This is a genomic window from Chlorobium sp. KB01, assembly GCF_001975465.1.
GTDB lineage: Bacteria > Bacteroidota > Chlorobiia > Chlorobiales > Chlorobiaceae > Chlorobium.
On the sequence record NZ_MPJE01000085.1, the window covers coordinates 1 to 14697 of the forward strand.

Sequence of the window (14697 nt, forward strand, 5' to 3'; positions counted from 1 at the left end):
AAAAAAGCCTGCATCCATGCGCACAATAATCGGTACATCCTCACGGTACTCACACCGGATCTTTTCGACCATATGCAGCAGCATCTGATCGACCGTTTCACCATGGTTCGAATGCTTCTTGCCGCCACGGAATACCGCGTCCACCACATATCTACCCCAGGTCAACTGCAATGGCTGGAAGCCTTTCACCTTTTTGTACGTCGGTTGCACTCCGTGGCGCTTTTCAGCGTCGTCGTTGTCCAAAACCGTCGTGTCCAGACCCAGCATGATGACCTCCGGCTTGCTGTGCTTCAGGCGCCAGATGAAGAGAGCCTGCAGCAACGTTCTGAACAGGAAGATCCTGCAGAAAGAAAAGGCGCCGATGAAGCGCTTGACGACATGCGACGAAGCCAGTCGGCTGGCGCCAATCAGGTCGGCATGGGCTTGATCGGCAGCAAGCTGGTCGAAGCGGGTCAGATGACGGCTGGTGCCGTCCATGAAGAAGCTTACGATCTGCAGAAACAACTCCGTGACGGGAAGGCCCTTGCCGTTTTTGCGTATCTTGCCGAACAAGCGCTCGATAATCGGAAACAGGGCAATGTTGCGGAGATAGATGGCAAAGACACTCAATCCAGCTCTACCAGTCAACTGGTCATGAGTCGGCAGAATTGCGCTAATTTCCTGTTTCTTATTCCGCTGAATCCTGTTATCTTTTGCCATGAAGCTCTCCACCTGTTGGGTTGTGTTTTCTGTAATGGTAATTGCTACGTTACCCATTACAAGATAACACTTTAACTCTTCAGAAGAGAGCTTTTTTTATTCCAAATCGATCAAGTTAGGTTACAGTATGAAGTTCAATGTTAACTATATCAAAAACCCAGAATTCAAAAATGCCAGTACTCAGAACGGCTGTTGCCGAAGATATTGCGGGCTGCACCACACTGCTTGAGATCCTCTTCAGCCAGGAGAAAGAGTTTGCGCCCGACAGCGAAGCGCAGTCGAGAGGGCTCGCCATGATCATAGAAAATCCCGGCATGGGCCGGATATTTGTCTGTGAAATTGATGGAGAGATTCAGGCTATGGTACTGCTGCTCTTTACCGTCAGCACCTTTCTCGGCAAAAAAGTCGCACTCCTTGAGGATATGATTGTTGCCCCGGCATGGCGCACAAGGGGCATCGGATCCCTCCTCGTCGAACATGCCATCGGGTTTGCCCGAAAGGAGGGATTCGGGCGCATTACGCTGCTGACCGACAGCGATAACGAACAGGCGCAACAATTCTACCGAGCAAAAGGGTTTTCCCGGTCAGAAATGGTCGTATTCAGAAAAGTGCTTGAGGGTGAAACATCCATAAAGTCAGGTGAAACTGATACCTGGATGTGCCGGGAGTGCGGCTGGCTCTATGATCCGAAAGAGGGCGACAGTGAAAACAACATCAAAAAAGGAACCACGTTTGAACGGCTCTCTTCCGATTGGTGCTGCCCTGTCTGTTTTACCTCCAAATCGGATTTTGATCTGTTTTCATGAACGCCCCTGCCCGGTCGCACGGAAAATTCCATCACATCCCGACCACAATAATTACCGGATTCCTTGGTGCAGGAAAAACAACCGCAATCAACCATCTGCTCAATCATAAGCCATCCATAGAGCGCTGGGCGGTGCTTGTCAACGAGTTCGGCCAGGTCGGTGTTGATGCCTCCCTTCTCTCCCCCCGGAGTGAGGTCTCCATCCGGGAAATTTCCGGCGGGTGTCTCTGCTGTACGGCAGGGGCCTCTTTTGAAGCTGCACTCAATCGCCTTATCCGTGACACCAGCCCCCAAAGAATACTCATTGAACCAACAGGGATAGGTCACCCGCTGAAAATCATCCGCACCCTTAGCTCCGGCTACTTCAAGGAGGTGCTTGACCTGAAAGCAACCATCTCTCTTGTTGATGCCCGAAAACTTGGTGATGTACGCTACCGGGAACACCCCTCGTTCCAGGATCAGCTCAACCTTGCCGATCTGCTGATTGCAAGCAAGGCTGACTGTTACACCGCACGTGACCGGACGGCATTCCTGAATCTCGCTTCATCCGCTCAACCGCCCAAAGCATTGGTAACGGAAATTTCTTTCGGGCAACTCGACCCCCGACTGCTTGATTACCCGCGCGATGAGTCGCGAACCCCTCTTTTTCCCGGCGCTCATATCCGGGAAAGCGAACACTCCGTTTCTGCCGACAGCAGAAAACCGGCACCGAAAGATGCTGAACCGGTACATCCTGACTCATGGCGGCTTCTTGAAGGCTCAGGATCGGGTTATTCGACAGGGAGCTGGCTGATCGGCACCGGTTACCGTTTCCGCCAAACCGCCCTTGCCGCCCTCCTCAGCACCTTTCCTTTTGAACGGATTAAAGGAGTCATACAATGCATGAATGGCTGGATGAGCATCAATGGCGGTGAAGGTCAGCTCACCCTGTCATCCGGCGCTCCCCTCAACAGCTCCCGCCTTGAAATCATGGACCCGGCACCGCTCCACACCGACGAAATTGACCGCCAGCTTCGTGCAACACTCTGCCTGAGTGGAGATGACAGAGAAGATTTTGAATTCTGAATTTTGGATTGATGCAGGGGCAATCCCTTGTGGTTGCCCTGTTGAAATATTCCTCTTCGTCGCTTTTCTCCTTGCTGTCCCTGAACTCCTTTCAGGGCGCCCCTTGCACCCGTGTCAGTTGGTCTTCAGATCAAGCGAATGACTCGTCGCAATCAATGCCGCCTTTCGGGCGGGATAAAGGCTTACGGCAATACAGAGCAGAATCGCCAGGATGGCAACCGCAATAAAATCATTGAGCTGCATACTGACCGGGTAGGCATCAATGATAAAGGCACTTCTTGAGGGGAGTTTTACAATACCGAAAAGCTCCTGAAGGGTGCAGATGATCCAGGCAATGCATGCCCCGGCAGCAGTTCCGATCACGCCGGTCATGGCACCCTGAATAATAAATATTGCCATGAACTGCGGTTTTTCGAGCCCCAGACACCGCAGGTAGAAGAGCTCCCGCTGTTTGTCAATGGCGGTCATGGCAAGCGCTCCGGTCAGACTGAGTGAGGCCACAAGGATGATGAGCATCAGCACACCGAAACTCACCCACTTTTCAAGCTTCATGACCGCAAAAACAGAGCTGTATTTCTCGTCAAGGCTCCTGATTCTGCAATTCGTTTTAACGGGGCTGCGAGCCAGCCACGATCTCAGGCTTCTGATAAACGTTTCGTTTGAAACCCCCTCCCCTGCCCTGATATCAACTCCTGAACAGAGTCCGTTGCCAAGCAGCAAAACTCTCTGTGCGAAGCGCTCGGAGGTGAGCACATAGCGGTCGTCAAATATTTTCTGAAGGGAAAAAAGTGACGATACGGTGGCTTCCGGAATAGTGAGTACCGGCATCATGTAGGGCTGCGAAAGTGATTCAAGTCCGAAAGAGATCAACTCGGGACTGAAAATCTTCACCTGACTGAATGCATAGAGATCGGTACGCCAGGCCAGAAGCTCACCAACCGCAATCGTCTCACCGGAAAAGAACGGGTTGGCTGCATGGGTCTGACTGACAAGACGGCGATGTGCTTTATCGCTGAGACCCTTGACGATCACCAGTTCACTTTTATCACGGGTAGCCATAATTGCCTCTCCTTCTGCAAACCGTTCAGCAGAACCGACACCCTCAACAGCCCTTATGGAGTTGAGCAGTGAGTCAGAAACAGCAAAAGATCGTCCCGAGAGCGGAACAAGCTGAGCCGGACTGTCGATGGTAATAAAGAGATCACGGGCAAGTTTTTGAAATCCGTTCAGAACACTCATGACCACAAGCAGGGTGCTGACGCCGATGACAATACCGGCAAGGCTTATTGCCGAAATGACATTGATAATTCTGAACCGTTTGCGGGCAAAGCTGAAGCGGCGCGCTATCCATAATCCAGTTTTCATACAAGCATCAATATCAATAAAATTTATGGTTTCCGACTGCTTGTCGTGAGCGGTTTGAGAGCAAGGCAACACAGGAGCCCATCAGGTGCTCAGGGCTGTTCCCGGTTTCAGTGACGCCGCAATCCGGGCAGGAATAAAGGCAAAGAGAAGCGTCAGTATCATGACCGCAATGGAGACCGTCGCATAATCAAAAGGATCAATCAGGAGAGGAACATACTTGATAAAATAGCTTTTCTCCGGAAGGGTGATGAGATGAAAGCGGAGCTCGAAAAGCGAAAGGGAGAGCGCAAGAATATTGCCTGCCGCAATCCCGGAGAGCGCAATGAGAAATGCCTGTGATAGAAAGAGACGGCTGATTTTGGCAGGTTCGAGGCCAAGAGCACTGAGCATCCCGATCTCCCTTGTTTTTTCAATAATCAGAACAAGCAGGGTGGAGATGATATTGAAAACCGCGACGATGGTGATGGTGACAATCAGCATCGGCATGATGTTTTTCTGGAGCTTCAGCCATTCAAAAAGATTTGAATATCGCTGAAATACCGTATAGCCGTAAAACGGGAGTCCGAGCGTGGCGACTATCTCCTTTACCGTATCGGGAAGTTTGTTGAAATGCTCTACGTTGGCATCATAACCGCTGATCATCAACGGATTGAAGCGCGCCTGCATCTGCTTCAGATCGGTAATGACCACAAAATCATCAAAACCCTCCTGGAGGCCCGTATCGTAAATGCCCCGTATAACGCCAATTTCCAGGTCAAGTGATGAGAGCAGGTCAACAACGCTTTTGTTGCCCGTAATGAGTCTGGCCCCTGTCGAGTCACGGCCAAGACCGACAAGCATAACTTTTTGTCCGACAGTGAGTCCAAGATGTTCAGCCAGCGGCTCACCTGCATAGAGCTCTATTGCCTCACTTTCAGCCGTCATAACAGGGCTTCCCTTTTTGAGAAACCGTGTCAGAAAGATCGTTCGCTGCTCGGGAGTGACACCCTTTACAACGACCGGTTTGCTTCCGTAGGTATCGCCGGTGCTGCCTCTCCGGCTCCTGAGTACAAAACTTTTTTCAAGAAAGGGTGCGGCAGATGTCACATCGGGGTGTTGGGTGATACGCAGAAGATCCTGGCGCCGCTCCTGAAAAAGACGGTCATCAGGATATCGGATCTGCAAATGGGCGCTAAAACTGATCAGTTTCTGCTCAACGCTGCCGGCAAAGCCCTTGACAATGGAGAGGGTAAGAATCAGGGCGGCCGTGCCAACCGCAATACCGATCACCGCGACCATGATGATAAAGGTCGGTCTGGAGGCTGAACGCTGTTTGAAGGCAAACCTCCTTGCAATATAGAGCCCCGGCTTCATCCCTCTGTGGTTGAGTCGGCATTCATGGAGGCAAAGGTGACCACATTATTTCTTCCGGCTGATTTTGCCGTATAGAGTGCCCGGTCGGCATTGTTGATAAGGGTATACCAGTCAGCCGCGTCCCCCGGAAAGGTTGCAATTCCTATACTGACCGTAAGCTGCCCTTCCGGCTGGTGCTGTTCATGGGGAAATGGCTCGATACTGATAAGTTTTCTAAGTCGTTCGGCAATCTCGCGTGCAGTATCGGAATCTGTTTTGGGAAAGAGCACGGCAAACTCCTCTCCTCCGAAGCGTGAGGGTACATCGGTGGCCCGGCATTGACTGCTGATGAGCTCTGCAAGAATTTCCAGCACATGATCACCGGCAATATGACCGTGAGCATCATTGTAACGCTTGAAATGATCAATGTCTATCATGGCAAGCGATACCTTGCTCTCAAGGCTTTTTGCCCGCTCAACCTCCGTAATAAGACGCTCCTTGAAATGACGGTAGTTGTAGAGATTTGTTTTTTCATCACGGATATGCAGTTCATCAAGCTTTTTGTTTTTTGCCTCGATGTCACCGCAAAAGCTCATGATCGACTCGGTAATTTGGGTGATATCACTTGATGGCTCGGTCTCCGTAAGCTCTTTTTTCATCTCTTCGGCTGTATCGTGTATACTCTCCGGAATATTACGATTGATCAGCTTCAGTTGTGAGGCCAGTTGGGCAAGAGGAATGAGGGTCTGACGATAGTTGTTATGCAGCAGCCAGCCGGCCGTGATACTGAGCGTGAGCAGTATGGCAAGAATAAAAAAAAGAAAGAAGTGATTGATGTCAACGAGTTTGTCGGCTGCACCCCTTGTCTCCAGATCGACTTTCTGAATGGTATTGTCGAGCTCAAAGCGAAAGAGTTCAAGATTTTCGAGAGCAAGCAGTGCAGGGTTGTTCTGCCTTGCGGCGTGGAGTACCGGAAGAGAGTTCAGCCCGGCCGCCTTCATCTCGACAGCAAGCCTGTCGTACATGAAAAGCAGCATGCCTGCAGGCTCTTCCGGCTTTCCGGGAAGCTCTTCGATATTGGATAGATTGGCTGCAGGGTGGTGACGGTTGAGCTCAAATTCAATAAGTTTACCCCTGAACGCGATGAGATCAAGATAACAGGCCTGTTTTTTTTCAACATTCTCATGCAGATTACCCTGCATGACAAGCAGTCCTGCTGTTCCGGCAAGAACAAGCAGGATACTGATGATTCCGGTAACAACAATAGCCTTCAGGGTGGCAAATTTTCTGACTGCAGATACTTCCGTCATACGGGCACCTCTATAACTTGTCGTGAGCGGTTTGGGTACGAGGCGGAAGGAGGGCAGAAACCGGCATGTTGACGGATTACCTGAAGATTTTGAGCACCGCCCAACGAAGCAATTGAATCGCAGAATAAAGTAATAGAGATGCCCATACCGTTATTTAAGAATAATAGTCCTCTCAAGCAGCTTGAAGGGAACAAGAGCGCTCCGTTCAAATACGGTCTGGCCACTGCTGGAGAGCCAGGAGCCGAACCCCGTTGCAAGTACGTTACCGGGATAATATACATAGTAAACAGTCGTAACAAGAGGGTAGCTGCCGTCGAAGATATTTTGACGGGTTGGAAAGTATGCTTTGCCGCCTGCACGTTCAGAAACAAGAGGAACCACCCTGACAAGGTTACGCTCCGCATCGGAAATCGTCCCGGCATTGAGTGATGACCGAAACAGCACACCAACGACACTCCTGTCGGCACCTACCCTCCTGATCAGTTCACCGTCACTTCTGCATGCCCAGGCACGGAGATCCTCTCTCTTTTTTCCGATTTTTCCGGCTAAAAGAGTCTCAAGACGATAATCATCCGCCCTGATAAGCGGGGTTGTTTCACTCCCCTTCCGTGAAAACATAACCGTCAGCTCCTTGAGCGAAAGAGTGGCAACCCGATTATTGCTGTTGACGATGCAGACGAGTGCGTCCCGCCCGACAGGTTCACGACGCAATGGACGGTTCAGTGAGGCAACAAGCGAATCCTCTTGCGGCTGAAGCTCACCGCTGATCAGGGCGGCCCCGGCTTTATGATCAAGGAGAGCCATCAGGGTCTTTCCGGAAGCGGCCGGAACAATGGTGATCCTGGAGTCCGGATAGTGCCGGCTGAACACCTCTCCCTGAATATCGGCAACACCCTGAAGCTGGCGGTCAACGGAGACAATCAAGACGCCACTCCGTGCGGTTTCAGCAGCAGGCCGCTCCCGGCAGCCGCTCAGCATGAGCAGTAAGAACAGCAGCGAAAGTGGCGGTATAAGCTGTTTATATGCTTTTGTGACTCGTTTTTTATTCATTGCTATTCATTTTCGGATGTCCGGATGAGAGCAGAACGGGTAAAATAACCTTTAAAATAAATAAAATAAAGATGTTGACATAAAGTTCAGCACGGCTGTTTCACTCATGGAAAAAAATATTTTCACGCTTGATAATCGGGTAAAAAAGGTTAATATTTCCGCATTAATGGATATTTATTCATTGCCGGTTATTTTCACTGATCCCCTGTTAACCGAATACTCCTTACATAATGCCACAGTTGTCGGATAGTGCAAAAAAACATACCGTGTCGGTAATCGGAGCCTCCGGCTATTCCGGTGCTGAACTGACCCGGCTGCTGCTTCATCATCCAAATGTCGAGCTGCATGAGCTCTATGCTTTTTCGCAGGCAGGAAAACAGGTTACCGATCTCTACCCTTCACTCTCATGCAACAAAAGCTACCTGCCCTACAGCGGTCAACTGGAGAGCGATATCTACTTTCTTGCACTTCCCCACGGTGAAGCGCTTGCCCACGTTCCGGCACTCCTGAAAGCAGGAAAAACCGTCATTGACCTCTCCGGTGATTTCAGGCTGAAAAACACACTGGAACATGAACAGTTTTACAAGCAGAAAAAATCCCCGGATGCCGTCATGACCTATGGTATGCCTGAGCTCTTCAAAGATCAGATCGTGAAGGGGAACTCGATCAGCAATCCCGGATGTTTCGCCACAAGCATCATTCTGGGTCTTGCGCCACTCTTTCTTGGAGGCAGCACTCCTATACCGCTCAGTGCGGTCAACTGCACCTCCGTTTCCGGCATTTCCGGAGCAGGAAGAAGCAGCAAAACAGAGCTCTCCTACTCGGAGATGAGTGAAAACGTTAGGGCATACAAGGTCGGAGTCCATCAGCACACCCCGGAGATCATGCAGGCGCTCGGCAGCTCCGCCACCACGCCCTCTTTTGACTTTACCTTTACGCCAATGATCGGCTCTCTGGTCCGGGGGATATACAGTATCCTGAATATCCGGCTTGAACGTCCCGAGAAAATTGAAACACTGAACGGCATCTACCAGAGCTTTTACCGGAACGCCCCGTTTGTGCGGGTGAGGGAGAGCATGACGGAGGTGCGCCATGTCGCTTATACCAATTATTGCGATATCCATATTGCGCAGGCAACCCGGTCCGGTTCCGTGGTCATAGTTACGGCCATTGACAATCTCCTGAAAGGAGCCGCCGGGCAGGCTGTACAAAACATGAATATCATGCTCGGTCTTGATGAAACGACCGGCCTCTTATTATAACTCTTTAACTCTTTCAGACAGCTGTGCAGAAACGTCAAAAAGCACTTCAGATAGTTCACAACCTCTCGGAATCAACATCCTGGCCGGAATCAGTTACCCCGATGCCGGGAGAGATGGCGGGTGGGGTCGGATTCTGGCCGGAAGGCTTCTCTTCAGGTGCGGTTTGTGCCGGAATTAAATACGACCGCAACGACATGATACTGCTCACGGCAGATGCACCTGCAAATGCTGCGGCGGTCTTCACGACAAATCTCTGCTGCGCTGCACCGGTAACGCTCTGCAGAACGCACCTGAAGCAGGCATCATCATCCATTCGCGCTATTGTCTGCAACAGCGGCAATGCCAACGCAGCCACAGGCGAACAGGGGATGCAGGATGCCCGGGCCATGGCCGGAGCGGTTGCGGCAGAACTTGCCGTCAAGCCTGAAGAGGTACTTGTAGCCTCCACAGGGGTTATCGGCCAACTCCTCCCGATGGAGAGGGTTCTTTGCGGCATTACCGATCTATCCTCAAAACTCGATCGAAATTCCGGTATTGCGGCTGCGGAGGCAATCATGACCACCGATACCTTTCCGAAATTTTTCTCTCTTGACGTGAAGGGTTCAGGCGGCACGCTCCGGCTCAGCGGTATAGCCAAGGGCTCCGGCATGATCGCCCCGAACATGGCTACCATGCTTGCCTTTCTCTGTACCGATGCTGCCATTTCGCCCTCACTTCTGCAGCATGCGCTCGAAGGAGCAAACCGGAAAAGTTTCAACGCCATTACCGTAGATGGTGACACCAGCACCAACGACATGGCCGCCATTCTTGCGAGCGGTACCGGCCCTGAAATCAGGGCGGAAAGCCGCGATTACGAGCTCTTCTCTGAGGCACTTGAAGCACTGATGACCTTTCTTGCCAAGCTCATTGTCATTGACGGCGAAGGGGCAACAAAGTTTGTGGAAATAACGGTTACAGGCGCTACGGACAACCGCGACGCCGAACTTGCCGCAAGAACCATTGCCGAGTCATGTCTGGTTAAAACCGCCATTCACGGAGAAGATGCCAACTGGGGAAGAATCATTGCCGCAGCAGGACGCTCGGGGGCATGCTTCAACCAGGATGATCTTGAACTCTCTTTCGACAGCCTGACGGTGCTGAAACCGGGATTCATCGCTGATTTTTCGGAAGAGGAGGCTTCTGCAATCATGGCAAAGGACTCCTTCACCATAACCCTGCGGCTCGGAGACGGACCGGGGCATGCAACCATGTGGAGCTGTGATTTGAGCAAAGAGTATGTCGATATAAACGGCAGCTACAGAAGCTGACAATACGTTAACCCTTAACAGCAATTGTCCTTGATGGAGAACCTACAGAACAGCGAGCCGAAATCGCCAAGAAAAGCCCCGAAAGCCGCTATAGGCCAGGTACTTATTGAAGCGCTGCCCTATATCCGGCAGTTTGAAGGCAAGACCTTTGTGATCAAATACGGCGGATCTGCCATGAAGGATGCCTCTCTGAAGAACAGTGTGGCACAGAATGTCACCCTGCTCCGCAAGGTCGGCATCAATATTGTACTGGTGCATGGCGGAGGTGACGCAATCACAAAAACCGCAGAAAAACTCGGCCACCACTCCCGCTTTCTGCATGGACGCCGTGTAACCGACAGGGAGATGATCTCGATTATTCAGATGACGCTTGCCGGAAAGGTCAATCAGGATATTGTTCAGCTCCTCAGCCGGCACGGCGGCAAGGCCGTCGGAGTCAGCGGTCTGGATGCCGACACCATCAAGGCGCTCCCCCATCAGAATGCCGATACCCTTGGGCTTGTCGGTGAGGTAGTGCATATCAATACCGACTATATCGATCTGCTCTGCCACGCCGGACTCATCCCGGTCATTGCACCGATCGGCTTCGATGATACGGGCAACATCTACAATATCAATGCTGATGATGCCGCCAGCAGTATAGCCATTGCTCTCAAGGCTGAAAAGCTGATCTACGTCAGCGATGTGGAGGGAATTCATGTAGGCGAGAGAATTCTGAAAACCATTTGCAAAACAGAAGCGGCCGATTTTATTGAACAGGGTATCATATCCGGAGGCATGATTCCGAAAGTGCTCTCGGCATTCAAGACACTTGACTCAGGAGTTGGAAAAATCCATCTCATTGACGGAAAATCAACCCATTCGCTCCTGCTTGAAATATTCACCCATGAAGGGGTCGGCACCCAGTTTATTGCCGATCAGGAGAGTGATCAATCCTTAAACAGCCAATCGTAATGACCGTTGTAAAAAACAACAAAGTGCCAGCCAAACGAGATTTCCTCGGATTTACACCGCTTGATGCATCGAGAATTATCGAGCTGTTCGACTACTCGCTCTTCATCAAGAAAAAGAGAGCTGAAAAGCCATCCGTTTCAGATTTCCAGCCGCTGCACGACAAGACGGTGGCCATGATTTTCAACAAGCCCTCCCTGAGAACAAGGGTCTCCTTTGAGCTTGGCATTCATGAACTTGGCGGATATGCCATAAATCTTGACGGCCGTTCAATCGGCGTTGGATCGCGGGAGTCCGTTGAGGATATTGCACTCCTCCTCTCACGCTACAACGACGCCATCGTTGCGCGCCTGCATGAGCACAGCATCATTGAGGAGATGGCCAAACACGCCTCGATTCCGGTTATCAACGCCCTGACCGACCTCTCCCACCCCTGCCAGATTCTGGCCGATGCCTTTACCCTCTATGAAAAGGGGCTCTGGAATGACGGCATAAAGGTTGTCTTTGTCGGAGACGGCAACAATGTCGCCAACTCATGGATTGAACTCGCCGGTCTCCTCCCCTTTCATTTTGTGCTCACCTGCCCTGAAGGGTACCTTCCCGATCAGGGAATTCTTGAAACGGCAAGAGCAAAGGGAATCAGCAAAATTGAAATCATGCATGACCCGAACGAGGCGGCAGCCAACGCCGATGTGCTCTATACCGATGTCTGGACAAGCATGGGCCATGAGGAGGAGGCCAAAGAGCGCCTGAAGATATTCAGCCCCTATCAGATCAACAGCGCACTGCTCAGCAGAGCAAAACCAGCCGCGGTCGTTATGCACTGCATGCCGGCTCACCGTGGTCAGGAGATCAGTGCTGAGGTGATGGACGGACCGCACTCCATTATTATTGATGAAGCCGAGAACCGGCTTCATGTACAGAAAGCCCTGCTGGTAAAACTGCTCAACCATGAAGAGTACCGGAAATTTCATCTGACCCACCGGCTGCTCAATGCCGCAAAAAAAATCAAGGCATGAAGGAGCTTAAGGAATGAACAAACATGCCAGACAGATGAAAATCATGGAGATTCTGCAGCAGCATCAGGTTGGCAATCAGCATGAGCTGCTCGAACTGCTCCACAACAGCGGAATGGCTGTTGCCCAGGCAACCCTGTCACGTGACTGCGCCGAACTGGGCCTTGTGCGTTCACGCACAAACAGCGGTTACCGGATGGCACTGCCGGATGATAACGCCGGACGCATTATCAAGGGGCTGGTCGGGGTTGAGGTGCTTGCCGTAAAAGCCAATGAAACAGCCATCATCATCAGAACCCTGCCGGGCAGGGCGCACGGGGTAGGCTCCTATCTCGATCAGCTTAAAAACCCGCTCATCATCGGCACCATTGCCGGAGATGATACGGTTCTCGTTATTCCTGCTTCCGTAGAGAATATTTCGGAAGTGATCGCCTATATTCAAAACAACCTTTTCAAACACTGATAACACAACAACTGATATGAGCAAGGAAAAAATTGCAATAGCCTACTCGGGCGGACTCGATACCTCCGTCATGATCAAATGGCTGAAAGACAAATACGATGCCGAAATCGTGGCCGTAACCGGCAACCTCGGCCAGACCAAAGAGATCGAGGGCCTTGAGAGCAAGGCATTGTCGACAGGTGCATCAAAATTCCAGTTTGTTGACCTCCGCAAGGAGTTTGTCGAAGAGTATATCTGGCGCGCACTCAAGGCCGGTGCACTCTATGAGGATGTCTACCCGCTTGCCACGGCTCTTGGACGCCCGCTGCTTGCAAAAGCCCTTGTGGATGCCGCGCTTGCAGAAGATTGCACCATGCTGGCTCACGGCTGCACCGGCAAAGGCAACGACCAGGTGCGCTTTGAAGTAACCTTCGCCTCTCTTGCGCCGCACCTCAAGGTGCTTGCTCCGCTGCGCGAATGGGAGTTCACCTCACGGGAGGCCGAGATCGCCTACGCCCTTGAGCACAACATTCCGGTATCGGCCACCAAGAAAAGCCCCTACTCGATTGATGAAAACATCTGGGGTATCAGTATTGAGTGCGGTGTGCTTGAAAATCCGATGGTTGCTCCTCCCGAGGATGCCTACCAGATCACCACGTCACCTGAAAAAGCGCCCGATACTCCGACTGTTGTGGAGATTGAGTTCGAAAAAGGTATCCCGGTTTCGCTTGACGGCAAAAAAATGAGCGGTCTTGACCTCATCATCCGCCTGAACGAGATCGGTGCAAGAAACGGTGTCGGAAGGCTTGATATGATCGAGAACCGTGTGGTCGGTATCAAATCAAGAGAGATCTACGAAGCTCCGGCAGCCACAATCCTCCATTTTGCCCATCGCGAACTGGAGCGGCTGACACTCGAAAAATCGGTCTTCCAGTACAAGAAGAACATCAGCCAGGACTATGCCAACCTGATCTACAACGGCACCTGGTTCTCACCGATGAGAAAGGCGCTTGATGCTTTCGTCAACGAAACGCAGCACCCGGTAACCGGTCTTGTGCGCCTGAAACTCTACAAGGGCGGCGTCACCCTTCTCGGCAGGAACTCGCCATACTCGCTCTACAATGAAGAGCTGGCCACCTACACCGAAGCCGACACCTTCAACCACAAGGCTGCCGCAGGCTTCATCCATCTCTACGGGCTCGGTCTGAAAACTTTCAGCGAAGTCAATCCCGGCTACTGATCCCCGACCATCAAAAAAACGCGCAGGCACACCAATGCCTGCGCGTTAACTGATTGCTCCCCAAACCGATACAGAGAGATTTCTGCACTCCCCCTGCATTTACTGCCATGGAAAAGTGTAAACCACGTCTGAAAGAACAACAACTTTTTGCCATTGCTCTTTGTTCGTTAATAATCACTATATTGTTACCCGATCCGGTGTATTAACAAAGAAACAGCAATCAGCTATATTTCATCGCAGACACAAGGTTTAAGTTATTAATAGCCACGATTACGACACTGCGCCAGCCTTCAGGAGTTAAATATGAGCATTACCTCAAAGGCGTTTATCAAGTATCCGCAAACACAAAAGAAGCAAGATACCTCAAAAGCACAACAGGTATGGGATACTTGCATGGTAACCATAAAAGAAAAAACAGACCCACTGGAGTTCAAAACATGGTTCTCCCCGATCAAACCATTAAGCTTCTCCGGACACGAACTGACAATTGAGGTACCGAGCCAATTTTTCTATGATTGGATTGCTAAAAACTACTCATCCGTATTAAAAGCGGTTATCAATGATGTAATCAGCCCGAATTCAGGATTGATCTATTCGATCTCCAAAGATACATCACAAGAGGAAACGGTTACGACTGGAATTTCCGATGAAGCCGATACTTTGATTGCAATCGCACAAACATCATTTGTCATGGCTGCAGGGAAGGCTGTTGAAGAAAATGATAGACTTGGCATTACTACGCATGGCTCAATCTGCGGTCAATTGCTTGTTCGCGAACACTCCAAACAATAAACTTGTTTTGGTTCAGCGTGAATTGGAGAATTCAAACGTTTGAGTTAGAGTACAAAAACGG

At 51.0% G+C, this 14697-nt stretch carries 14 protein-coding genes; 9 read left to right on the plus strand and 5 right to left on the minus strand.

The genetic code is table 11. From position 1 onward, the window contains the following. Positions 1-699: transposase (locus BOO20_RS09540; protein ID WP_198935428.1), on the minus strand; the 699-nt coding region annotated here is incomplete at its 3' end. Between the two features lie 170 nt (positions 700-869). Between BOO20_RS09540 and BOO20_RS09545 the strand changes: the two genes are divergently transcribed. After that, positions 870-1505: a GNAT family N-acetyltransferase gene (locus BOO20_RS09545; RefSeq protein WP_076792336.1), complete on the plus strand. Its 636-nt coding sequence runs from the start codon at positions 870-872 to the stop codon at positions 1503-1505. Beyond that, positions 1502-2569: a GTP-binding protein gene (locus tag BOO20_RS09550; protein WP_076792338.1), complete on the plus strand. Its 1068-nt coding sequence runs from the start codon at positions 1502-1504 to the stop codon at positions 2567-2569. The genes BOO20_RS09545 and BOO20_RS09550 overlap by 4 nt, the downstream gene beginning before the upstream one ends. Before the next feature lie 114 nt (positions 2570-2683). Here the strand turns inward: BOO20_RS09550 and BOO20_RS09555 are convergent, their stop codons facing one another. The 4 genes from BOO20_RS09555 to BOO20_RS09570 form a co-directional block, all read right to left on the minus strand. Continuing rightward, positions 2684-3934, minus strand: a complete 1251-nt coding sequence (locus BOO20_RS09555; RefSeq protein ID WP_076792339.1) for an FtsX-like permease family protein — start codon at positions 3932-3934, stop codon at positions 2684-2686. A gap of 81 nt (positions 3935-4015) precedes the next feature. After that, positions 4016-5287, minus strand: a complete 1272-nt coding sequence (locus tag BOO20_RS09560; protein WP_076792341.1) for an FtsX-like permease family protein — start codon at positions 5285-5287, stop codon at positions 4016-4018. Continuing rightward, positions 5284-6576: a diguanylate cyclase gene (locus BOO20_RS09565; RefSeq protein ID WP_076792342.1), complete on the minus strand. Its 1293-nt coding sequence runs from the start codon at positions 6574-6576 to the stop codon at positions 5284-5286. Before BOO20_RS09565 ends, BOO20_RS09560 begins: the two co-directional genes overlap by 4 nt. 150 nt (positions 6577-6726) lie before the next feature. Further along, positions 6727-7626 carry a PstS family phosphate ABC transporter substrate-binding protein gene (locus BOO20_RS09570; protein ID WP_076792344.1) on the minus strand — a complete coding sequence of 300 codons (900 nt, stop codon included), beginning with the start codon at positions 7624-7626 and terminating at the stop codon, positions 6727-6729. Between the two features lie 230 nt (positions 7627-7856). On the opposite strand from BOO20_RS09570, the gene argC reads away from it, so the two are divergent. The 7 genes from argC to BOO20_RS09605 all read left to right on the plus strand — a co-directional run bounded on the left by argC (position 7857) and on the right by BOO20_RS09605 (position 14636). Further along, on the plus strand, positions 7857-8888 hold the full coding sequence (argC, locus tag BOO20_RS09575) for an N-acetyl-gamma-glutamyl-phosphate reductase (RefSeq protein ID WP_076792345.1): 1032 nt from the start codon (positions 7857-7859) through the stop codon (positions 8886-8888). A gap of 23 nt (positions 8889-8911) precedes the next feature. Beyond that, positions 8912-10195, plus strand: coding sequence for a bifunctional glutamate N-acetyltransferase/amino-acid acetyltransferase ArgJ (gene argJ / locus BOO20_RS09580; protein WP_076792347.1), 1284 nt, complete (start codon positions 8912-8914; stop codon positions 10193-10195). A 33-nt stretch (positions 10196-10228) separates the two neighbouring features. After that, positions 10229-11149 (plus strand): acetylglutamate kinase, encoded by a 921-nt coding sequence (gene argB, locus BOO20_RS09585; RefSeq protein WP_076792348.1) that lies wholly within the window; start codon positions 10229-10231, stop codon positions 11147-11149. Next, the gene (gene argF, locus BOO20_RS09590; RefSeq protein ID WP_076792350.1) at positions 11149-12165 is read left to right on the plus strand and encodes an ornithine carbamoyltransferase; all 1017 of its coding nucleotides are present in this window, start codon (positions 11149-11151) and stop codon (positions 12163-12165) included. Before argB ends, argF begins: the two co-directional genes overlap by 1 nt. A gap of 13 nt (positions 12166-12178) precedes the next feature. Continuing rightward, positions 12179-12625, plus strand: coding sequence for an arginine repressor (locus tag BOO20_RS09595; protein ID WP_006365996.1), 447 nt, complete (start codon positions 12179-12181; stop codon positions 12623-12625). 16 nt (positions 12626-12641) lie between these two features. Next, on the plus strand, positions 12642-13844 hold the full coding sequence (locus tag BOO20_RS09600) for an argininosuccinate synthase (protein ID WP_076792351.1): 1203 nt from the start codon (positions 12642-12644) through the stop codon (positions 13842-13844). Between the two features lie 303 nt (positions 13845-14147). Further along, positions 14148-14636: a DnaA N-terminal domain-containing protein gene (locus tag BOO20_RS09605; RefSeq protein ID WP_076792353.1), complete on the plus strand. Its 489-nt coding sequence runs from the start codon at positions 14148-14150 to the stop codon at positions 14634-14636. The last annotated feature ends 61 nt before the right edge of the window (positions 14637-14697 follow it).